The sequence below is a fragment of the Exiguobacterium sp. s95 genome (genome assembly GCF_018618655.1).
Classification (GTDB): Bacteria; Bacillota; Bacilli; order Exiguobacteriales; family Exiguobacteriaceae; genus Exiguobacterium_A; species Exiguobacterium_A oxidotolerans.
In genome coordinates this window covers 330,786-353,744 of the sequence record NZ_JACSMM010000002.1, presented here as the reverse complement: position 1 = coordinate 353,744, position 22,959 = coordinate 330,786, and the positions used below count along the sequence as shown (strand labels likewise).

The following is a 22,959-nucleotide window of genomic DNA, read 5'->3' as shown; positions in this document are numbered from 1 at the left end:
GCATTTTCTAAACAGTCTTCCAGTAATCTTCAGTTAAACTTCAGGTAAGTATGCTACAACTAAAGTTGAGGTGAAAACTATGACACATATATTAATAGCAGAAGATGAATTCGACATTCGTGAACTGCTTACGGAATTACTTGAATCAAGTGGATATAACGTTTCCTGTGCCACAAATGGGATGGAGGCATTAAAGTTATATCAGTCCGATTCATTCGATTTAATCATTTTAGATATCATGATGCCCTATTTTGATGGTTTTGAAGTCGCACGCAACATTCGAAAGCAATCACAAACACCAATTATTTTTTTGACGGCCTTGCAGGATGAGGAAAATCAAGTGAAGGGATTTGACCTTGGAATCGATGATTACATCGCCAAACCCTTCTCACTTCGGATTTTACTACGAAGAATTGAAGCGATCATCAGACGAATCCAAACGAACTCTGAAGAACAACTCTCTTTTCGAGAGATTACCCTATTTCCGTCAAGCTATAACGTTTTAATTTCAGGAATTCAAACGACGTTGACCCTCAAGGAATTTCAAATCCTTCATTTATTACTTGAAAATCCTGGACGAGTCTTAGAGCGCGAACAGTTGATTCAACAACTTTGGGGATTCGATGCATTAGGAGATACACGTTTTTTAGATACACATATTAAAAATTTACGTAAAAAAATTGATTTACCTTACATTCAAACCGTGAAAGGGGTCGGCTATAAACTTGAAGCGACTAATTAAACGTCCACGCATCACGGGAAAACTTTTTTTCCTGACGATGAGTTTGTTGATTGTGGCAGTTCTTTCGACGATTGGTTTTTTATATGCGACATTACCTTCTTATTATCAAAGTTATCGGGAAGAGCAATTTCACGCGACGATGGCTTCTCTTCAAGAAGAGAGCACGCATCTCTCGAGCGAAAATCTCCTTCCGCTGCTCGATCAGTTAACGGCAAAAGGGATTCGTTTTTCCTTATGGACGGAAGAAGATCAATTGTTATACGCACCTGGTTTTGGACGTGGACCGGTTCGACGAACTGCCAATACTTCTCCTGCTGGAATAATTCAAGATTCAATTCCGCTTCAATTAGTAGACCAAACTGTCATTTTAGATGTCGATCAGATGATTCAGCCAATCGATGAAGTGAAAAGCGTTATTTTAAAATTAGCGCCCTATATCGTCTTACCCTTGCTTCTGCTAGCAGGTCTTGCCGCCTATCTGTATTCGCGCATCATCTCACGCCCACTCTTAACAATTAATCAAGCAACAAAAGAACTGGCGAACTTGAATTTTTCCGTCCGAACCCATCATACTTCTGCCGATGAACTGGGTGATTTGTCACGAAACATTAACCAATTGGCGACTAAACTTGAAGTCACGATGGAGTCGCTTCAAACATCCAACGAACAATTGCGGTTCGAGTCCGAAAAAGACCGTAAGCGCGATGCGGAACGTCGTCAATTATTCCTCGCCATCTCACATGAACTCAAAACACCCGTCACCATTGTGAAAGGTCAAATTGAAGGAATGCTGTTAAACCTCGGTGCCTATCGTGACCGGGATCATTATCTAGCTCGGGCGGGGCACGTCATCGAAGATATGGAGCGACTCATTGCCGAATTGTTAGAAGTCGCTCGTGTTGAGCAAATGAATCTTCAACTCACACCAATTAACCCACTCACATTAATCAAGCATCAATTGCAACAGTTCGATCAGTTAATTGTCGATCGCAACCTCGACATCGTCCTCATAGAAAACGAGTTGACTGTTCAAACCGATGCCCAGTTACTTGAACGGGCACTCCATAATCTCTTGATGAATGCGATTTCCTATACCGCTGTTAATGGAACGATTCATATCGAGTTCGAACAAGGAGACGAGTTGACGTTGCGCATTACAAATTTCCCGACGACCCAAGATTCGAGTGAGACCGCTGCCTGGTTTAATCCTCTCGAACGCTCTGAGCAATCCCGAAATCGTATGCATGGTGGCAGCGGGCTCGGACTTTATCTCGTTCATCAAATCATGGAACGACTAGACATCGATGCTACTCTTCAAGGAAGTCCCAATCAGGTTCAATTTGCAGCACGGTTCAAATCAATCGTTTAAGATTTCCTCCTTGCCAAACACTAACTTCATTCGTTATACTCCTTTAAGTTAACTAGTTAACTTAAAGGAGGTTTTTTAATGTCATCCCAACAAGAAGATATTCTTGGTCAACTTTCAAAAGTGGCACGGCTCGTCAAACGAGATATCGACGCCGTCCTTGCCCAACATTCTTTGCACACTGGTCAATGGGCATTGTTAAAAGCAGTCTCCTTACTTGAACCGGTGTCGCAAATCACCCTCTCGAAATACTTAATCATCGAAAAACCAGCTGTCACGAAAACGGTCGTTCGCTTAGAAGAACTAGGCTTCATCTCTCGGAAATCCGTCGGACGACAACGCCTTGTTGAATTGACACCACAGGCAAGAGCTGCTTTCAATGGTATCGATGAAGCAGTCCAGGCAGCACATCGCTTGTTCCTAGGTGAACTATCAAAAGAAGAACAACATTCTTTAGAGATTTTGATGACCCGTCTGCTGGCGACCCACCGTCCTGTCGAACAGGAGGAATCTTCTTGAATCGTTTATTCCACCGTCACTATGTAACGACACTCGTCGTCAATCTACTGTTGTTCATCACCTTCTATTTATTGAATGCTTCCTTACCTTTACTGGCCGCACAACAGTTCAATGTTTCTCAAAGTTCGCTCGGTTGGGTCGTAACGGCATTCATTTTAGCAACGGTTTGTTCACGTCCTTTAATCGGACATTGGCTCGATCGTTATGAACTCAAACGAATGTTACTGCTGTCCGCTACATTTTTCATGATTGTCAGTTGCTTATATCTCATCGTCTTACCGCTCGAATCATTCAGCCTATTATTGATCATTCGTGTCTTACACGGGTTTAGTTTCGGAATGATTTCTTCTTCACTAAGCCTAAGCGTAACCACGCTGATTCCAACACCTCGTCAAGGGGAAGGGATGGGCTATTTCGTCCTCTCGATGAACCTTGCTTCCGTTCTCGGGCCGGTCATCGGATTGACGTTGATTGCACACGATGCGCTCGTTTGGTACTTCGTAACGATTGCCCTGCTTGCGATTTGTTCGTTTAGTTTCATCTGGCGTTTACCATTAACGAGTAGTCACGTTACGAGTTCCGCACCATTTCGTTTACGGCAGTCGTTATTCTTATCAAGTCCTGTCTTGCTTCTTGCAACTGTTCTTGCTGGTATTGCGATTTCAAGTACATCCGCGTTCATTTCGCTGTATGCAGATGCGATGGACCATGTCACTTATGCCTCTTACTTTTATGGTCTTGCTGCACTCGGCATGGTTGCCATTCGTCCTTTTGCCGGTAAGCGGTTTGATCGACGTGGACCAGCCTCTGTATTGGTGCCATCGTATGTTTTATACGCCGTCGGTTTTTTAGTACTCGGACTGTTCCCGACACTTCCCGGATTATTGTTCGCCGCCCTCATCATCGGAATTGGTTCCGCTTCGATTTTCCCAGGGTTACAAACCGTCATGTTGACCTATGCGGCTCCCGCACAAAAAGGCAAGGCGATTTCGACATTCTTTCTCGCTTACGATAGCGGGTTCGGAATCGGTGCTTTTCTTTTGTCAGGCATCGCCGCGAAAGTGGGTTACTCGAACATGTTTTTGATGTGTAGCCTCATCGTCGTCAGTAGTGGACTCTTATATGGTTATTTCCGTCGATCAACGTTGCTTTCAACTAAACAAAATATTGCTTCTTAAAGCGCTCAAGGAAAAACTCTCCCGTCTAAAGACGCGAGAGCTTTTCCGGATCAACGTGCAGGAACGACCTCGTCTTCTGTAACACGTTTCTTCTCTATAAAACGCTGTTTCTTCAACTCAATGATGTGATCGGCAGCGCGGGCGACTTCCGCAGAGTGCGTCACCGCGATGATGCAACGGTTAGAACGGTGAGCAAGTTCTTGAAATAGCCGAATGATGTCCGTCGCAGTTTTTTCATCGAGCGCTCCCGTCGGCTCATCTGCAAGAATGATTGGGGCTTCCGTCGCAAGGGCACGTGCGATGGCGACACGTTGCTGTTGACCACCACTCAACTGCAGTACATTTTTTGTCGCATGGGCTTCGTCGATTCCGACCTGTTCAAGGAGATTTTGGGCATGTTTCTTTTTTCCTTTTATGCGTTGTCCACTCAATTCGAGTGCGACAATCACGTTATCCAATGCGTTCATATACGTCAATAAATTAAACGATTGAAAAACGGTCGCAGCATGTCGTGAACGATACGTCGTCAATCCGATTTTTCGAATATCGCGACCTTGATACGTAATCTGTCCTTCTGTCGGTGAATCAAGTCCACTCAACAGACTGAGAGCCGTCGTTTTCCCGGAACCTGATTCACCGAGAATTGCATAAAACCGTCCAGCCTCGAACTGCATCGAGACATCGTTCAAGATCCGTTGTTGCTTGCTTCCTGATGTATAGGCATAGGTGACGTTCGTCATTTCTAAAGTCGTCATAGTATTAATCCTCCCGTAATAGAATTTCTTTTGGATTCATCCGTAGTAAGGCAAGTGAAGGTAACAAGACAGATAAAAAGACGATTAGACTTCCAATTTCGATGACTTGAAGTAACGTCGTCCAATCAATCTTCGTTGTCATCTCTGTAATTTGTGGAATGCTATCTAACACTTGTTGTCCGCCGCGTCCACCCGGACCGCCAAAACCAGTCTGCGTTGCGACCGAACTAGCCGCTTCCGTCACCTCGCGGTTCAAAAGCTGATCTGTCATGAATTGTGATGTCATGCCACCTGTCGCATACGTGACAAGGAAAGCAATTGCCGCAATCGCAAACGTTTCAATTAGTAATTGCCCCATTAATTTCGAGCGTTTTTCACCCATCGCCAGTAAAATACCCATTTCTTTTCGACGTTCCCGGACGGATAATAAAATCAACAGCGCTAAAATCAAACCACCTGCGATACTAACAAGATAGACGACAGATTTTGAGAAGGACGCGACTTGTTCAATCGGTCCAACCATTTTTTGATAAGCAGCATCATTCGCATCCAGTGTGAACGTATCCCAGTCGAGTGGTGAGACCGCCATCGCTTCTTTTTTGAACGTATTGATTTCAGATGGATCTTCTAGCGCGTATACGACACTCGATACACTGACCGTTCCTTCTTCAGTCGAGAAGCTCGCGAGTGTATCATTTGCAATGTACATCTGGTTCATCGGGTCCATGAAGCCTGCCGCTCGGAAATTCGCATCGGATGTCGCTTCCGTCGATGCCGATAATCCAATGATCGTCACTGTTACGGAATTTTCGGTCGTTGTCGATGTCAGCTTAAACGTATCCCCGACTTTGAGATCATTTTCAGTCGCTAAGTTTTCATCGATGACAACACTTTTTTCTTTAGCATCGGTAGTCAATGCTTCTCCATCCACGATTTTCAATGTACCGTTCGTGTATGTATCAAGTAGTTCCATGTTCGTCACACCATTTAAAGAGAAATCTGGCATCGTCATCCCTTCAGGCATCTCTCCCCCTCGCCCACCACCTGAGTTCGTTGATTCACTCTCAATCGGTGTGAGATCACTTGATGTCGCTGTCGTTTGTGCCAGGTAGTTGACGGACTTGACTTCATCTAGTTGTTCGATTGCTTCAACATCCGTCGTATCAATCGCTACTTCTTCTGGTCGTCCACGTTCACCTGACGCTTGTCGTTCCTGCATTTGCTTTTGTCGATCGACTTGTAGTGTCACTGTCGCCCCTAACTCTTTTCTCGCCTCTTCTTCCGCCGATTTAGCAGCATTCTGAATCGCGAATCCTGACAGTACGAGTGATCCGATTACCGTCAAAATAATCAACATGATCATCGTCTTTCCCTTTCGCGCTACAATACTTTTTCCTGCCCGCTTCAAAAAATTCATTTTTCGTGTTCCTCCTTTAATCTTCTAAGCTCATCTTATGCAACGTATCTGTAGTCTAGCTGTAGTTCGACTGTATCTTGAACGAAGAAACGGCCGAAACGCAAAAAAAACGAGAATGACAGTGACGTCATCCTCGTTTTAACTCATGTGATTCGATTGACCGGTTACGCACGAAGTTCTGCGTCGAACGCTTTTGTTAAAGCCGATACGACATGTTCGTGTGCTGCTGTGACTTCTTCATCGACCAAAGTCCGTTCCTTATTTTGATAACGGAGCGAGAAGGCGAATGATTTTTTGTTTTCACCGACGTTATCGCCCGTGTAGACATCAAATAATGTGACATGTTGTAAAAGCGGACCTGCTGCTTGCATGATCACTTGCTCCACTTCGCTTGCTGTGACCGATTGATTGAGGACAATCGCGATGTCGCGCGTCATCGATGGGAAACGGGACATCTCTTGATAGACGACCGGCTCTTTCGAGTGAAGTTTCATGGCATCGAGTTCAAAGACGTAGACTTCTTTTAAGCCATACTGCTCTTTCGAGAGTGCTGGATGCACTTGTCCGACGAACCCAATCGCTTCACCGTCCATCAACACACGTGCCGTCCGACCTGGATGCATCGAATCGATGACCGCCGCTTCGTATGTCAACTTGACATTGAATGCCTCTGCTAACGTTTCGACGATTCCTTTGACAACGAAGAAATCCGTTTTGACCATTGTGCCATGCGCACGGTGTTGTTCCGCTAGTCCGACAGCGACTCCGGCGACCAGTTCTTGTTCGATCGGCAACGTCTCAAGTGACGCATCACGCTGGAGGTAAACGCTCCCCAGTTCGTAGTAGGCGAGATCGGCATGTTGACGTGCGACATTGTGTTGCGCGACTTCGAGTAACCCTGGAATCAATGATGTCCGAAGTGTCGAACGTGCTTCGCTGATCGGCATCGCCAACTTAACGGGGTGGAGATCTGTTTGTTCATTGAATTGCATCGCACGTTGTTCACTCGTCAGTGAGTACGTGATGGCTTGCGATAAACCGGCACCCTGTAAGAGACAACGGATTTGACGGCGATGTTGATTCCGTTTCGGCAAGAACCCGCGGCTCGCTTCTTGCGGTAAGCTCGATGTCAATGCATCATACCCATAGAGTCGTGCGACTTCTTCCGCGATATCAGCCGGAATCATCAAGTCTTGGCGACGTGTCGGTACACTGACCGTTAGTGCATCTCCTGATAACTCAACTTCGAGTCCAAGGCGTTCTAATAACTCTTTCATGACCGTACCTTCGATTTTCATTCCGAGACGATGATTGATATACGAGACACTCGCTTCGATTAAGTGATCATCGAGTTGAAGTGTACCTGCTTGGACCGTTCCAGCAAGGACTGTTCCACCAGCAAGTTCAGCAATCAATGCGGCTGCCCGGTCGAGTGCTAACAAGACACGACGTGGGTCGACCCCTTTTTCAAAACGTGAACTGGAGTCCGAACGTAGTCCAAGGACACGACTCGTCTTCCGGACAGATGTCGGTGCGAAATAAGCCGATTCGAGGATGATTGACGTCGTTGTTGCGTCGACTTCTGTATTTGCACCACCCATGACACCTGCAAGTGCGACGGGCTTTTCGCCATCTGTGATGACGAGCATCGAAGGATCGAGTGTCCGTTCGACTTCGTCAAGTGTTTGGAAGGACTCTCCCGTTTTCGCTGGACGAACGACGATTTGCTGCCCCAGTTTTTCAGCATCGAATGAATGAAGCGGTTGTCCTGTTTCAAGTAAGACGAAGTTCGTCACGTCGACGACATTGTTGATTGGACGAATCCCGTTCGCAATCAAGCGGTTTTTGAGCCAAAGTGGCGACTCACCGATGACGACATGTTGGATTTCACGCGCCGCATAAAACGGACATTCCTCCGACTCAAGTGTGACAGCAAGTTTCGTTTTTTCTTCATCTTCCGTCACGTCGATTGCCGGGAAAACAGCCGTCGTATTTAAGATACCTGCTACTTCATGCGCCACACCGTACATGCTCAAGCAATCAGAACGGTTCGGTGTCAAACCGAGTTCTAATACTTCGTCATGCAGACCAAGTAGTTCTAAGACGTCTTGCCCTGGTGTGACCGGCTCACGGAATGTATGAATTCCAGCTTGCTCATCTTCACGAATATACTTTTTCTCAAAGCCAAGTTCTTCAAGTGAACAAATCATGCCTTCAGAAACGACTCCACGCAGTTTAGCTCGCTTAATTTTAATGCCCGGAAGGCGTGCTCCGACACGGGCAACGATGACATCTTGTCCTGCTTCAATGTTTGGTGCACCACACACGATTTGGACCGGTTCTTCTTGTCCGATATCAACCGTCGTGACGTTTAGCTTATCCGCTTCCGGATGCTTTTCTTTTGTTAATACATGACCGACGACGATATTGTTCAAATCGGCGTCACGGACTTCGACACCCTCGACTTCGATCCCACTCTTCGTAATTAAGTCCGCCAGTTCCTCACCGGTTTTCTGACTGACGTCAACGAACTGCTGTAACCATTGTTTTGAGACTAACATCTGTTTTCCCCCTTAAAACTGTTCGCTGAAGCGAACGTCATTCGTATAGAAGTGGCGAATATCATCGACCCCATATTTCAACATGGCGATTCGCTCAATCCCCATCCCGAAGGCAAATCCAGACATTTTCGTACTATCATATTCTGCCATCTCAAGGACGTGCGGATGAACCATACCGGCACCTAAAATTTCAATCCAGCCTGTTTGTTTACAGATATTGCACCCTTTTCCACCACATTTAAAACACGAGACGTCGACTTCGACGGATGGTTCTGTGAACGGGAAGAAGCTAGGACGTAACCGGATTTCACGTGCCTCCCCAAACATTTGCTTCACGAATGCTTCGAGCGTGCCTTTTAAGTCTGCCATTGAAATCGACTCTCCAACGACGAGTCCTTCCACTTGCATGAATTGGTGTGAGTGCGTCGCATCGTCTTCATCGCGACGATAGACTTTCCCTGGGCAAAGAATCCGAATCGGTTCACCTTTCGAAGCGAGCATCGTCCGCGCTTGGACAGGTGACGTATGGGTCCGCATCAGAATTTCATCCGTGATATAAAATGAATCTTGCATATCACGTGCCGGATGATCTTTCGGCAGATTCAACATTTCGAAGTTGAACAAATCTTGTTCGACTTCAGGTCCTTCTGCAATCGTATAACCGAGTCCAACAAAGATGTCCTCGATCTCGTCCGTGACTTGTTGAAGCAAATGCGCTTGTCCGACTTTTTTGGGACGACCCGGAAGTGTCACGTCAATCGCTTCAAGCGCTAGTTTTGCGTCCATTTCTTGTTGCTTGACGTCTACTAAACGTTGCTCGAGTTCTGTTTGGATGACACCACGAACCGCATTTGCGATTTCACCGACGACCGGACGTTCTTCTGCTGATAATTTTCCCATTCCACGTAATACTTCTGTGATCGGACCTTTTTTTCCGAGATATTTGACACGGACATCATTTAATTCTTTTTGTGTACTGGCTTGATTCACGAGTTGTAACGCTTCGTCGCGAAGTGCCTCTAATTGTTCCCGCATGCTCGTCACTCCTTTTTTTCAAATAAAAAACGCCCCTTCAGCAAATGCCGAAGGGACGATTTAATTCAATCGTGGTACCACCCTTGTTCGACTTGAATCCATCAAGTCCTCAAGTAGCGCGATAACGGGCGCTTCCCGTCACGATCTCTCGTGCGACTCCGGAGTGAATTCAGCTAGCGGATTCGTAAAGAAGCTTGCAGTCTAAGGCTTCTTCTCCCTAATCGAATCGTTCTCTAACCTACTCTGTTCCATCAACGTCTAATTAAATGTTCTACTGTAACTCACTTTAGCATGAACGCTTCAGTGATTCAATCGACCGGAGCAAAATGATACAGTAAAATTCCTGCTGCAACGGCTGCATTGAGTGATTCGGCTTTTCCGCGAATTGGAATGTAAGCACGTCCATCACATTGGTCGAGCAATTCTGGTGCAACACCTTGTGCTTCATTCCCGATGATGAGTCCGATTGCACCAAGATTTTCGACTTCTGTATACGGATTGGCATTGCGTAGCGCCGTTCCGAGAACGAACACCCCTAATTCATGCAAGTCTTGAATCGCTTCATCAAGCGACATCATGATGACCGGCAAGTGGAAAATCGAACCTTGTGTTGCGCGGAGGACTTTGCTGTTATAGACATCAACTGTCCCGTGACCAATGATGACACCATCGAATCCAGCCGCATCGGCTGTCCGAATCATCGTTCCGACATTACCCGGGTCTTGCAGACGATCGAGTAACAGGTAACGGCCACGCTCTAAGCGCTCTGTTTGCTCTTTCATCTCACAAACTGCGAAAATCCCTTGTGTCGTTTCTGTTTCTGACAAGACTTTGGCAACTGATTCGTCAATTGTGATTAAGTCAGCCGCATTTTTCTTCCAAGAACCCGGAACTTGAACATCTTCACGGACAATCAATTCTTTGATGATTCCAGCACGAACAGCCTCTTCAACTAAGTGTTCCCCTTCAATGAGGAAACGTTTTGTCTGAAGACGTCCTTTTTTTGTTAAAAGCTTTTTCCATTGTTTGACGATCTCATTCTTCGTAGAAGAAATATGTTTCATGGTTTACCCCTCGTAAATCGCTTGGACTGCTTGCGTATCTAAACGTTTCGTAACGGCAACGATTAAATCGACTGCTGCTTCAAAATCTGCTTTATGCATAATGGAAACGTTCGTATGCAAGTAACGGATTGGTACTGTCAATGCGAGCGAAGGAACTCCTGTGTTCGATAAATGGAATTTCGCAGCATCCGTCCCACCACCCGGTGTTAGGTCCAATTGATATTTAATGTTTTCTTCTTTTGCGACACCTGTGACGAAATCGATTAATCCACGGTGTGCGATCATCGTCGCATCAAACATGATGACTTGTACACCTTCTCCAAGTTTTGACAATGCTTCGCGATCCGTCATTCCTGGTGTATCACCAGGGATTCCTGTGTCAACAGCAAATGCAATCGATGGATGAATCAAGTTCGCAGCCGTTTGCGCGCCACGAAGCCCAACTTCTTCTTGCACCGTTGCTCCTGCAAAAATCGTGTTCGGATGTCCTTCTTCTTTTAAACGTTTGATGGCTTCAATCGCAATCGCGCAGCCAATCCGATTGTCCCAAGCTTTTGCCATCAAGAAATTCTCATTTTTCATCACAGTAAATTCGCAATGTGGAACGACCGTATCTCCTGGTCGGATTCCCCAACCTTCGACTTCTTCTTTTGAAGTAGCACCGATATCAATAAACATTTCTTTAATATCGACTGGTTTATTGCGCGCTTCCGGTGGTAAAACATGAGGTGGTTTCGCACCGATTACGCCTGGAATGACTTCTCCAGATGATGTCACAATGTTCATACGCTGTGCCAGAAGCACTTGTCCCCACCAACCACCGAGTGGTTGGAAGCGAAGAAACCCTTTTTCATCGATCTTCGTTACCATGAATCCAACTTCATCCATGTGACCGGCAATTAAAATACGAGGCGCATCATCTTCTGCCCCTTTGTGTTCCGCGAATAAGCTACCTAACCCATCTTGATGGAATGCTTCAGCGTGAGGTTCTAGATACTCCCGCATGAGCTGGCGTACTTCTTTCTCGTTCCCGGGTACTCCTGTTGCATCCGTTAGACGCTTCAACATATGTAATTGTTCATTCATCTGATTTCCTCCTCAGTAACCGTTGTCTTGGCGAACATGATTCGCCTCGTTTTTTGAAACATAAGCCTTGAAAATCATTTCTTGTGTAAAACCAAGTGTAGCACCTAATGCTAGGTATGCACCAATTAAAACATCGTAACTTTGTTCTGTTCTTGAAATCGCGAACACATTTGTTTTATTGTAAACATCTAAAAACGCGTCTGTCGCAGTCAAGTAATAATCCCCTTCAACGAATCGATCTTTCTTATAATCAAGAGCTAGACCGAGCGATAGGAGGAAATGGACGCCGTCGACATATTCCTCAAGAATCGTAACTTGTGCTGATGGTCCCTTTGTCGACCAGAATTTAAAGCAACGTGTTTCATTCGCCAGTTCGCCTAACTCTACTAATAGGGCAAGCAACCGCTCATCAAACTGATTCCCGGTCAAATTATGTTCTGACTGGATTCGTTTATCTAACTGTTCCTGCATCTCAAAAAGTGTCAACCAGTCCATCTTAATTCTCCTTCTATCCAAAAAAATAAAACGTAGACATAAACTTCTGCCTATCACCTATTTTAGCATTCCTCAAAAAAAACGCCGGAGAATTAAATTCCCCGACGAATTGTAGAACTTAAGCGTTCAATTTTGCTTTTGCTGAGTCAGCAAGTGAAGCAAATGCAGCTGAATCTGTAACTGCGAGGTCAGCAAGCATCTTACGGTTGATGTCGATACCCGCAAGTTTGAGACCATGCATCATGCGGCTATAAGAAAGACCGTTGATACGTGCAGCCGCATTGATCCGAGTGATCCAGAGGCGACGGAAGTCACGTTTCTTTTGACGACGGTCACGGTAAGCATACATGAGAGATTTCATGACTTGCTGTTTCGCTACCTTGAAGAGTGTATGTTTCGAGCCGTAATAGCCCTTAGCTAATTTGAGTTGTTTTTTACGACGTTGACGAGTCGTATATCCGCCTTTTACGCGTGGCATATAAATTCCCTCCTAAATCTGTGTACGATTGAATAAATTACTTCGCGATCATGTGACGGATGCGTTTGAAGTCACCCGATGATACCATGCTAGCTTTACGTAATTTACGTTTCGCTTTAGTTGATTTGTTACCGAATAAGTGGCTTGTGTAAGCACGACCACGTTTCAATTTGCCAGAAGCAGTACGTTTGAAACGCTTAGAAGCACCGCGGTGCGATTTCATTTTAGGCATGAGAGATTCCCTCCTACTTCGATTCGATTAGTCTTCTTTCTTTGGAGCAAGCACTAAGAACATGCTGCGTCCTTCCATCTTCGGTCTCTGTTCAACTACACCGAACTCGCTTAAATCCGTAGCGAGACGTTCAAGGACACGTCTACCGATTTCCGAGTGAGTGATGGCACGTCCGCGGAAGCGAATACTCGCTTTCACTTTGTTACCATTCTCCAAGAATTTCTTCGCATTACGGAATTTCGTTTGGAAGTCATTCTCCTCGATTGTTGGGCTGAGACGGACTTCTTTCATCTGAATCACTTTCTGATTCTTCCGAGTTTCTTTGTCCTTCTTTTGCAACTCGAAACGGTATTTACCGTAGTCCATGATTTTACATACAGGCGGCGTTGCTTGTGGTGCGACCATGACGAGGTCAAGGTCAGCTTCCTCAGCGAGACGCAATGCCTCAGTGCGTGATTGGACTCCAAGTTGTGCACCATCCGCTCCGATAAGACGAACTTCTCGAGCGCGGATGCCTTCATTGATTAACAGATCTTTGCTAATGGTTAGCACCTCCATCGTGCAGAGCACGAAAAATGAATGATATAAAACGCTATAAAAAAAGCGTCGGCAGTTTTTCCCGCCCACACTCATAAAGAATACAATAGTCAGAGAACACTCTACTATCACATATCATCATGATGGACCAGCACAGCAACCTGTACATGGTGAGAAGCGGGATGCTTCTGCTTTGTTGTCATTTCACTTTGCTATCATAGCACTTACTTTCCCGTGATGTCAAGCCGCTTTATCAGTTCAATTAGAACGTTGCTCACATACTTGATTATAATAGCAATCCTAAGTTCGTTTAGCAAGAAGTTTCTGATTAGAAATGAATGGGTAAATTTATCTTGTGCTAAAAATTATTTATTTGAATAGTGCTTATTTCTTTATTTAGAATGATTATTGTTTTATAATTGTTTTAATCTTACATAAGGGGGAGTTAAAATAATGAATGAAAACGAAAAGAAATTAACGACGAATCAGGGTGTGCCGATTGGGGACAACCAAAACTCACGTACAGCTGGACGTCGCGGACCTACTTTATTAGAAGACTATCAATTAATCGAAAAAATTGCTCACTTTGACCGTGAGCGCGTACCGGAACGCGTTGTACACGCACGTGGCTTCGGCGCACACGGTGTCTTTAAAGTAAAAAATTCGATGAAAAAATATACAAAAGCGGCTTTCCTACAAGAAGAAGGAACGGAAGTCCCTGTCTTTGCCCGCTTCTCTACCGTCATTCATGGTACACACTCTCCTGAAACACTCCGTGATCCACGCGGCTTCTCTGTTAAATTCTATACAGAAGAAGGAAACTGGGATTTCGTCGGTAACAACTTACCGGTCTTCTTCATTCGAGATGCAATGAAGTTCCCGGACATGGTTCATTCATTAAAACCGGATCCACGGACAAACATCCAAGATCCTGATCGTTACTGGGATTTCATGACACTTCGCCCTGAATCAACGAATATGTTGATGCACCTCTTCACAGATGAAGGAATTCCAGCGAGCTACCGTAAAATGCGTGGTTCTTCTGTTCACTCATTCAAATGGGTAAACGCACACGGTAACACGGTCTACATCAAGTTACGTTGGGTACCAAAAGAAGGCGTTCATAATTTATCTGCCGACGAAGCAACCGAAGTACAAGGAAAAGATTTTAATCATGCGTCTAACGATACATTCCAAGCTATCGAAAATGGCGATTTCCCAGAATGGGATCTTTTCGTCCAAGTACTCGATCCTGCTGATGTCGAAAACTTCGACTTCGACCCACTTGACGCTACAAAAGACTGGTTCGAAGATGTCATTCCATTCCAACACGTCGGAACAATGACATTAAACAAAAACGTCGACAACTACTTTGCTGAAACGGAATCAGTCGGTTTCAACCCAGGTGTCCTTGTACCGGGTATGTTACCATCTGAAGATAAACTACTTCAAGGCCGTTTATTCTCTTACTCCGATACACAGCGTCACCGGATTGGACCGAACTATCAACAGCTTCCAATCAACTGCCCGTTCGCTCAAGTCAACAACTACCAGCGTGATGGTGCAATGCCGTTTAAGCAGCAAACAAGTTCAGTCAACTACGAACCAAACCGTTACCAAGATGAACCGAAACAAACACCTGAGTATACGGAAGACACACAGCCACTCCATGATGACATCCATGGCCGTCTCGAAATCGAGAAAACGAATAACTTCGGCCAAGCTGGTGAAGTCTACCGTCGTATGACGGAAGAAGAACAGATGGCTCTTCTCAATAACCTTGTGAATGACCTTCAACAAGTACGTCACGAAAACACAGTCTTACTTGCAATCTGTAACTTCTACCGTGCCGATGCGTCACTCGGTGAAAAGTTATCGGAAGCATTAAACGTCGATATCAAACCGTTCTTGCAACAAATGCAAAAATGATAAGCCGTATAAACGAACAGCCTACTCCTGAATCGGGAGTAGGCTGTTTTTAATTATAGAAACACTACTGACAGAAGAATTTTACATAGGATGACCAGTTCTTCTTTTTGCAGCAATCACTTGTCACGTTTCGCTTCAATATGGAATTTATATGCTTCATGGGACAAAATTGAACCGTTCTGATGTCTCTACTGAAAAATTATTCAACTTTGAATAAAGTACGACTTGCCCTACTTTGACTTCTTTGATTTTATTTTTACGAAGATTCAGCTTTTCAGCATCCGTAAATCGATTATAGACGGGTTTAAATCCATTACTTTGATGTGGTTGCATCTGGATCGCACGATCTGTATTTTCAATCTTATTACCTTTGATGATTCCACCAACGACACCGCGTCCGAGAATCGCGATCGCCTTTCCATCTGCTCGATGAACGTTTCGGATTGTATTCATTTGAACGATCGCCTTCTCCCAATTCATCATCGAAATCGCGTGATCTTTCGTACCATCAATCGTATTGTATTCAATTCGAATATTCTGATGCGGACGGTCTTGCGAGTACTGGTGGGTACCGATTGCGACATTTATGTTTTTGAACGTATTGTTTCGAATCACAATATTTTGATTCGGTGTCCGATCCTGCGCAGACCACTTCCATCGAAATCCTTGTGTTACCGGATCAGGTGTATCTAAATTAATTGATTCATTGGGTCCCGTATTTTTAATCATCGTCGCATTGATGAATGCCATATTTTCTATCACAGCATGATTCGTTGCATCTAACTCAATCGCGTGTGAACCGTTTTGGTTACGAATCGTCAGTCCACCGATGTAAAGATTCGCGTTATGGGCAATCGCAAAGGCTGCGCCTCTAGCGAGATGACTTAAATCGATTTGTGCATTGCCCTGACCTTCAATCGTCACATAATTCGAACCGTTATATTTTCCGACCGTTGTCTTCAGACGCAAAACGGATGGTGGAACGAGGTCGAAGACACTTGTTGTTGCTGCGATTTTCGTCGTCCCGGTATCGAATGTCTTTTTAATGATGACACCATCCTCTAAACGAATCGTCGTATTCGACGGAACCCCCACACGAATCGGCGACAGATACGTTCCTTTCGCTAAGATCAGTGTCCCACCGCCTTCCGCCTCGATTTTTTCTAAATAAGATCGTAACGTATAATAGTTTTTTGTTTTTTCATTATATGTCGAATACTTTCGTAAAACAGAATCAATCGGCTCCGTCCGAGGTGTAATCCGGTATGTTTTCATACTTTCGACTCGTTCGATGTCCGGCGCAATGAAGGTAAACGACATCGCACAAAGACACACTAAAATTAATTTCTTCAACCGTTCCACTCCTCTCATCCATGTATCGGCCGATTCTCAAAAACTATGTAGATACAAAACGGGTGGACTCGAAAATTTCTCCAAAATCCATCGGGGTAAGCTACGATTCCTCCTGGATGCAAGAAAAAGCCAGCTTTCCCGTGCCCGCGACGGACAGGAAAGCTAGCTTGTGTCGTGCTAACCGATTCAGCTTATTATTGATTACTTCGAACGGTTGGCGATTTCTGCTTCTAAATCAGCAACGAATTGCTCAAGCGAGGCATTGCTTGAATCTTTCGAGCCATAACGACGGATGTTGACTTCCCGTGACTCCACTTCTTTATCCCCGAGTACGAGCATGACCGGGATTTTGTTCATCTGTGCTTCACGGATGCGGTAACCGAGCTTCTCATCGCGGAAGTCCGTTTCAATCCGGATCCCTTTTTTCAAGAGCATCGCTTTAATTTCACGTGCATAGTCTTCCTGTGCCCGTGAGACCGGAATCAATTTGACTTGGACCGGTGCGAGCCATGTCGGGAATGCCCCTTTGTATTCTTCGATCAAGTACGCAACGAAACGTTCCATTGTCGAAACGACACCACGGTGCAAGACGACCGGACGATGATCTTGTCCGTCATTTCCTTTATACGTCAATTCAAAGCGCTCCGGTAACAAGAAGTCGAGCTGAACTGTCGACAGTGTCTCATCCTTACCGAGTGCTGTCCGGACTTGAACATCGAGTTTTGGACCATAAAACGCGGCTTCACCTTCTGCTTCGAAATACTCAAGTTCAAGTTCATCCATCGTTTCTTTCAACTCACGTTGCGCCATTTCCCAAATCGCATCGTTGTCGAAATACTTTTCCTTATCTGCCGGGTCACGGTAAGACAGACGGAATTTATAATCAGTAATCCCGAAGTCCGCGTAGACTTCTTGAATCAAGTGAACGATGGCTTTAAACTCATCTTTCATTTGATCCGGACGGACGAATGTATGCCCGTCGTTTAGGACCATGTAACGCACGCGTTGTAGCCCAGTCAGTGCACCTGACATTTCATAACGGTGCATGCCACCAAGTTCTGCGACACGGAGTGGTAAGTCACGGTATGACCGTGGTTCATTTTTATAAATCATCATGTGGTGCGGACAGTTCATCGGCCGAAGAACGAGTTCTTCATTATCCATCTCCATTTTCGGGAACATGTCATCTTGATAGTGATCCCAGTGACCTGACGTCTTATACAACTCAACTGAACCGAGCACAGGTGTGTAGACATGTTCATAACCCAGTTCGAGCTCTTTATCGACGATGTACCGTTCGACAGTACGACGGATGGCCGCCCCTTTTGGTAACCACATTGGTAACCCTTGACCGACGTCTTGCGATGTAAAGAACAAATCAAGTTCTTTTCCGAGTTTCCGGTGATCACGTTCTTTTGCTTCTGCCAAGAAGTGTAATTGTTGTTTCAGTTGGTCTTTTGTTGCCCAGGCTGTCCCGTAAATCCGTTGCAGCATTTTATTTTTTGAATCACCACGCCAGTAAGCACCTGCGATGCTCATCAATTTGAAGACTTGTAGCTTCGCTGTCGCCGGGACGTGTGGACCACGGCATAAGTCGAAGAACTCGCCTTGACGATACAGTGTCAAATCTTGATCGGCTGGAATCGACTCAATCAATTCGATTTTAAGCGGGTCATTCAGTTCCTTATAGATGTTTAAAGCTTCGTCACGCGAAACGACTTCCCGTTCAATGGACAAGTTTTCTCCCGCAATTTTATTCATCATCTTTTCGATGACCGGAAGATCTTCTTCTGTCAAACGACGTTCCATATCGATGTCATAATAAAAGCCGTTTTCAATTGTCGGTCCGATTCCAAGGTGAATCGTTTCATCCGGGAAAAGACGTTTGATCGCTTGCGCCATCAAGTGCGCAGACGAGTGACGAATCAAATCGAGTCCTTCTTCTGAGTCTGGCATGACGAGTTCGATGACACCGTCTTTTTCAATCGGACGTCGGTAGTCGATGACTTCACCGTCTAGTTTTGCGGCAAATGCCTTTTTACGGAGTCCTGGACTGATGGAAGCCGCGACTTCTTCAGCAGTTGTACCGGCTGCGAATTCTTTGACCGCGCCGTCTGGAAATGTAAGAGCAATAGTTGACATGACTGTTTCCCCCTTAAATTAAATAAAAAAAAGACCCATCCCTCTAAAAAGGGACGAGTCTTCATCTCGTGGTACCACCCTCGTTCCCGAACATGTTTCCATGTACCGGCTCGAACACGCGATAACGGGCGTGAGACGCAAACGGATTAGCCCCGTCTGTGCTATGAGGGAGTAAAGAAAACGAATAGAGTCCATGAGAAGCTTTCACCATCCTTCTCTCGCTTGTTTGGTCCAGTTCGTCCTTCGTATCCTCAATCTTTGCAATTCACTATACTGATTGTGCACTAAGTATAGCGAAAGATGAAGTTCTTTGACAAGGAAAATTAATAACGCCGGCGATTTTCACCTAAAAATTCAACTGGATTCGTCGTCGTCCGGATGCGTTCCATCAATCGCATCGCTTTCAATTTATCTCCTTGATCATTCGTAATCCCGAAATGAAGCTCGAGTTCATCATAGGATAAATTCGAACTGAACAATGTCGGCAAGCGATGCATCATCCGGTACTGCAAGATGATCCCGAACAGTTCGTCCCGGACCCACGGGCTGATCGACTCCGCCCCGATGTCGTCAATCAATAAAACGGGCACCGTCTGAAAACTCTCGAGGAACGTATCAAAACTATCAGACCGGATTCGGCGTTTCGCTTCCGAGACAAATCCCGGAGCATGGACAAGAATTGTCGCAACACGCTCTTTTTTGAGCGCATTCCCGATTGCTGCGAGCAGGTACGTTTTCCCGACACCGAAACTCCCGTGCAGATACAGTCCTTTGACCTGCTCTTTCGAACGAATCGTATTCAAAAATTGTGATGCTGCCCGCAAGGCAAGTTTTCGATCCGTCGTCGTCAAATCAAAGTCACTGAAGTTCGCGTCCCGTACTTCATCCGGTAAAAACAAACTTTTGAATTTTTTCTCGAGCGCCCGTTCATTTTCACGATCTTTGAGTGCTTGCGTTTTTTCATAAGCGACCATGATTTGACCTTTTTCTAAATGCAGCACGGGCTGATAGCCTTCGATAACGGCTTTTTTTTCAATCACTTGATGACCGTCCATCTGCTCGGCATATTCATTGAGCTTTAACATCCCTCGCTCAATCGTTCGTTGATCAATTTCAGGATGTGTCCTTAAAAAGACGATGACACCTGGATGCGATAGGACTCGCTCATGAATGGCGCGCACGGATGCTGCGACACCTGGACGATTCAAGATTTTTTCAATCGATGATTGGATATGTTCCATCTCACTACTCCTTTACTTCCCCTTTAGTTCACGCAGAATCCGTTCCATCTCTGCATCATCCGGTACTTCGGATTCAAAACTCGCTTTTTTAGTCGCTTCATATTTTTGTTGTTTCTCTTTTTCTTCTTGTAGCCATTTCGGATTCGGTCCAGTCGAACTCGGACGCCCTCTTCTGCCGCCAACCGTTTGGCGTGACCGTTCTTGCTTTTGATCCTGTTTCTTTGCGATTAATTCGTCTTGGTCTTTTGTTTTCGCTAATGCTTCTGCTGCTGTCGCGTAACCTTTCTGTTTCCAATCGTCGACAATCGACAGCAAAAAGTTTTTACTGAAGCGATTGTCCTTTTTCATGACAAGTGCGTAATAATAGGCAGCATTGACGATTCCCGACGACATTTCATAATCGATGATCAATTGCTGAATCAATTCTTCATCCCGTTCAGAAAGTGACTTCACCTTACGTAACTTCGCGACATAGTGCTTCGGATGAGTCCCTTCCATCGTCTCACTTTCACTTAAATCACCGACTTCGACTTCTTCGAGGACAGCGACCTTCGCTTTTTTATCACGACTGAGCTTTTGTTTCGCCGATAACATCATCTGTTTACAGCGCTCTTGCTTCTCACTGTCCGTCATTGGTAGGTACGCTTCATGCCGGAAGCGGGCATTCAACAGTTCCGCCATCAAGGTTTCATTCGACTGTGTGACGTAAGCTAGCTTCAGCAACAATTGGTCAATCGATTTCGTATAAAAGCTTCTCGGGAGAAAACGATCGGTCTGACGCTTCATTTCTTCTAAGTCGAATGAATAATCAAATTCATAGGCGGCACGTTCTTGTTTCGCATACGATTTTGGTTGATGGGCAGAAGCAAGTCCTGCTTTGACATCAAACACTTGATCAAAACGAACCGTCCGGTCAACGACATTTTTCGGTAGCTGCTCCGTCCGAAAACGATTTTGAAGTGCTCGAAAGCGGATTTCTCCGACACGATAAAACAGTAAGCTTGATAAGACACCATCATTCAAGAACGTATTCGGTGCTAACGGGACGCGAATTTGATAAACATAACGATAGGCAGCTTGTTTCGCCTCAAATGTTCGAATCAATCCAATTCCTTCGAGCTTAAAAAGCTCCTCTTTAAATTCATCAACAGAAAATCCTAACAATGTTCCTAGTTCTGCATGTGAGATATATTGTGATTTCGTTTTACCAGGAATCATCTCACTCCAAAACGTTTGGTACAGACCAAGAGCTTTTACACCGATGATCGGCTGATATAAATAATAGAGGGATTGATAAGCTTCACGATCGACGACACCATTACTCATGATTAAACATAAGTCCGTTCCCGATACATCACGTTCCAACATCTGTTTCGTCCCTTCTTTCGTGAGAAAAAGAGAGGTGCGTTCTGACCTACAGACGACCTCTCCTCGATTACGTTAAATTTTCACGTTCATTTTCTTGATGGCGTTCCATTAGTTCAGATAACTCTTGGAAAAAGACATTGATGTCTTTGAATTGTTTATAGACACTCGCAAAACGGACGTAAGCCACTTCATCAACAGAAGCGAGTTCATTCAAGACGAGCCGGCCGACCTGTTCACTCGGAATTTCATGTTGTGCCGTTGCCCGTAAGGCTTTTTCGACACGACTGACGACCGTTTCGAGTTGCTCAATTGAAATCGGACGTTTTTCACATGCACGGACGAGTCCACGTAAAATTTTATCACGATTGAATTCGTCACGGGTCCCATCCTTTTTCACGATGATGAGTGGTGTTTGTTCAATCATCTCGAATGTTGTAAAACGATAACCACATGATTCACATTCACGACGGCGCCGAATCGAGCCAAAATCTTGCACAGGTCTCGAATCGAGAACCTTCGTCCCGTTATAATTACAGGCTGGACAACGCATGCCGCACCTCCGTTCACGTAAATTCTTTTGTTCCAATCATTTTCAATCGGTATGTCGCATCTAATTCTTGATAGATTGTTTCAATCCATTGCTCGAGGTCCGGACCAAGTAATCCTTCGCGATGCAAAAATAGATCAACAGCTGTTCTACCAGAACCGACCATGATGACTGTCGCTAGTCCATCTAACCCAGTTCCTTGAAAAGATAATTCTCCTCGTTCAACATCAATTCGTTTAACGGTTCCGTGTTGCTTCGCCACGACAGTCTCAAGACCTGTAAACAACATCTCGGGAGTCGCAGCATAATAGTGCGTTCGTAATTTTTCGTTTTTATGCGTATCAGACGTTTCAAGTTGTTTTTGCAAACGTTCTTTAAATCCCATCCGCCATCACCTTTTCTGTTTTCTTCTACTATTAAGAATAACAGACGTCAGACATATTAAAAAGCCCTCGCCATAAAGACGAGGGCTGGTAGTTCGTGTTTTTGTCAGTTAACGTGCTGAATCGTAGCTGCCGGAACTTTAACTGGTCCCATGCCACGCGGAATTTCGACATTTTCACGGATTTTTGCATCTAATGCGTCAGCGATATAATTCGCTGCGATTGCTGGATCGATGCGATCCCCACACGTAAAGACATCAACTGATGCATATCCGTGTTCTGGGAAGCTATGAATCGTCAAATGCGATTCAGAAATGATGACGACGCCGCTTACTCCGTGTGGAGCAAACTTATGGAATGCGACTTCGCGTACCTCTGCACCTGCTTGAAGTGCTGCGTCAACGAAGAGTCGTTCGACAAACTCCATGTCGTTTAATTTTTCAGGATTACAATCCCAAAGTTCTGCAATAATGTGTCTTCCCATAGTATCCATTAGTGGATCCCCCCTACATTCAATGGTCTTCAAAGTAT

Annotated in this window: 22 protein-coding genes and 1 other annotated feature; of the genes, 5 read left to right on the top strand and 17 right to left on the bottom strand. The window is 45.0% G+C overall.

The annotated features are described in order from the left end of the window. Positions 1–79 precede the first annotated feature (79 nt). The 4 genes from KNP99_RS06420 (at position 80) to KNP99_RS06405 (ending at position 3,805) form a co-directional block, all read left to right on the top strand. Positions 80–742, top strand: a complete 663-nt coding sequence (locus KNP99_RS06420) for a response regulator transcription factor (protein ID WP_088837582.1) — start codon at positions 80–82, stop codon at positions 740–742. Then, positions 726–2,111, top strand: a complete 1,386-nt coding sequence (locus tag KNP99_RS06415; RefSeq protein ID WP_214766544.1) for a sensor histidine kinase — start codon at positions 726–728, stop codon at positions 2,109–2,111. Before KNP99_RS06420 ends, KNP99_RS06415 begins: the two co-directional genes overlap by 17 nt. Before the next feature lie 78 nt (positions 2,112–2,189). Next, positions 2,190–2,627: a MarR family winged helix-turn-helix transcriptional regulator gene (locus KNP99_RS06410; protein ID WP_214766546.1), complete on the top strand. Its 438-nt coding sequence runs from the start codon at positions 2,190–2,192 to the stop codon at positions 2,625–2,627. Next, a complete protein-coding gene (locus KNP99_RS06405; RefSeq protein WP_215193120.1) occupies positions 2,624–3,805 on the top strand; it encodes an MFS transporter in 1,182 nt (393 codons plus the stop codon). The genes KNP99_RS06410 and KNP99_RS06405 overlap by 4 nt, the downstream gene beginning before the upstream one ends. A gap of 50 nt (positions 3,806–3,855) precedes the next feature. On the opposite strand, the gene KNP99_RS06400 is transcribed toward KNP99_RS06405, so the two are convergent. From KNP99_RS06400 to infC, 10 genes are all read right to left on the bottom strand, one after another. Beyond that, positions 3,856–4,560, bottom strand: a complete 705-nt coding sequence (locus KNP99_RS06400; RefSeq protein ID WP_215193119.1) for an ABC transporter ATP-binding protein — start codon at positions 4,558–4,560, stop codon at positions 3,856–3,858. A gap of 4 nt (positions 4,561–4,564) precedes the next feature. Continuing rightward, positions 4,565–5,977: an ABC transporter permease gene (locus KNP99_RS06395; RefSeq protein ID WP_215193118.1), complete on the bottom strand. Its 1,413-nt coding sequence runs from the start codon at positions 5,975–5,977 to the stop codon at positions 4,565–4,567. A 164-nt stretch (positions 5,978–6,141) separates the two neighbouring features. Further along, positions 6,142–8,538: a phenylalanine--tRNA ligase subunit beta gene (pheT, locus tag KNP99_RS06390; RefSeq protein ID WP_215193117.1), complete on the bottom strand. Its 2,397-nt coding sequence runs from the start codon at positions 8,536–8,538 to the stop codon at positions 6,142–6,144. A 12-nt stretch (positions 8,539–8,550) separates the two neighbouring features. Continuing rightward, positions 8,551–9,573 (bottom strand): phenylalanine--tRNA ligase subunit alpha, encoded by a 1,023-nt coding sequence (gene pheS, locus KNP99_RS06385; protein WP_029331121.1) that lies wholly within the window; start codon positions 9,571–9,573, stop codon positions 8,551–8,553. 48 nt (positions 9,574–9,621) lie between these two features. Next, positions 9,622–9,837, bottom strand: a binding site (T-box leader). Positions 9,838–9,881: 44 nt separating this feature from the next. Continuing rightward, positions 9,882–10,637: a TrmH family RNA methyltransferase gene (locus KNP99_RS06380; RefSeq protein WP_029331122.1), complete on the bottom strand. Its 756-nt coding sequence runs from the start codon at positions 10,635–10,637 to the stop codon at positions 9,882–9,884. Between the two features lie 3 nt (positions 10,638–10,640). Beyond that, on the bottom strand, positions 10,641–11,723 hold the full coding sequence (locus KNP99_RS06375) for a M42 family metallopeptidase (RefSeq protein ID WP_088837589.1): 1,083 nt from the start codon (positions 11,721–11,723) through the stop codon (positions 10,641–10,643). Between the two features lie 12 nt (positions 11,724–11,735). Further along, entirely contained in the window at positions 11,736–12,218 is a 483-nt protein-coding gene (locus KNP99_RS06370) for a dUTP diphosphatase (protein ID WP_214766554.1), read from the bottom strand. Positions 12,219–12,336: 118 nt separating this feature from the next. After that, positions 12,337–12,696: a 50S ribosomal protein L20 gene (gene rplT, locus KNP99_RS06365; RefSeq protein ID WP_088837591.1), complete on the bottom strand. Its 360-nt coding sequence runs from the start codon at positions 12,694–12,696 to the stop codon at positions 12,337–12,339. Positions 12,697–12,733: 37 nt separating this feature from the next. Next, positions 12,734–12,928: a 50S ribosomal protein L35 gene (gene rpmI / locus KNP99_RS06360; protein WP_012371058.1), complete on the bottom strand. Its 195-nt coding sequence runs from the start codon at positions 12,926–12,928 to the stop codon at positions 12,734–12,736. 27 nt (positions 12,929–12,955) lie between these two features. After that, the gene (infC, locus tag KNP99_RS06355; protein WP_029331126.1) at positions 12,956–13,486 is read right to left on the bottom strand and encodes a translation initiation factor IF-3; all 531 of its coding nucleotides are present in this window, start codon (positions 13,484–13,486) and stop codon (positions 12,956–12,958) included. 432 nt (positions 13,487–13,918) lie between these two features. Between infC and KNP99_RS06350 the strand changes: the two genes are divergently transcribed. Next, positions 13,919–15,394 carry a catalase gene (locus KNP99_RS06350; RefSeq protein WP_159173490.1) on the top strand — a complete coding sequence of 492 codons (1,476 nt, stop codon included), beginning with the start codon at positions 13,919–13,921 and terminating at the stop codon, positions 15,392–15,394. A 156-nt stretch (positions 15,395–15,550) separates the two neighbouring features. Here the strand turns inward: KNP99_RS06350 and KNP99_RS06345 are convergent, their stop codons facing one another. From KNP99_RS06345 to speD, 7 genes are all read right to left on the bottom strand, one after another. Beyond that, a complete protein-coding gene (locus tag KNP99_RS06345) occupies positions 15,551–16,747 on the bottom strand; it encodes a glycoside hydrolase family protein (protein ID WP_251132185.1) in 1,197 nt (398 codons plus the stop codon). Positions 16,748–16,948: 201 nt separating this feature from the next. Then, positions 16,949–18,889 (bottom strand): threonine--tRNA ligase, encoded by a 1,941-nt coding sequence (gene thrS / locus KNP99_RS06340; RefSeq protein WP_215193116.1) that lies wholly within the window; start codon positions 18,887–18,889, stop codon positions 16,949–16,951. A 323-nt stretch (positions 18,890–19,212) separates the two neighbouring features. Continuing rightward, the gene (gene dnaI / locus KNP99_RS06335) at positions 19,213–20,130 is read right to left on the bottom strand and encodes a primosomal protein DnaI (RefSeq protein WP_214766556.1); all 918 of its coding nucleotides are present in this window, start codon (positions 20,128–20,130) and stop codon (positions 19,213–19,215) included. Positions 20,131–20,142: 12 nt separating this feature from the next. Continuing rightward, positions 20,143–21,498 carry a replication initiation and membrane attachment family protein gene (locus KNP99_RS06330; protein ID WP_088837595.1) on the bottom strand — a complete coding sequence of 452 codons (1,356 nt, stop codon included), beginning with the start codon at positions 21,496–21,498 and terminating at the stop codon, positions 20,143–20,145. Between the two features lie 67 nt (positions 21,499–21,565). After that, complete coding sequence (nrdR, locus tag KNP99_RS06325; protein WP_088837596.1) at positions 21,566–22,048, bottom strand: transcriptional regulator NrdR; 483 nt, start codon at positions 22,046–22,048, stop codon at positions 21,566–21,568. Between the two features lie 13 nt (positions 22,049–22,061). Beyond that, a complete protein-coding gene (locus tag KNP99_RS06320; protein ID WP_088837597.1) occupies positions 22,062–22,430 on the bottom strand; it encodes a hypothetical protein in 369 nt (122 codons plus the stop codon). A gap of 104 nt (positions 22,431–22,534) precedes the next feature. Next, complete coding sequence (speD, locus tag KNP99_RS06315) at positions 22,535–22,921, bottom strand: adenosylmethionine decarboxylase (protein ID WP_029331133.1); 387 nt, start codon at positions 22,919–22,921, stop codon at positions 22,535–22,537. Positions 22,922–22,959: the final 38 nt, after the last annotated feature.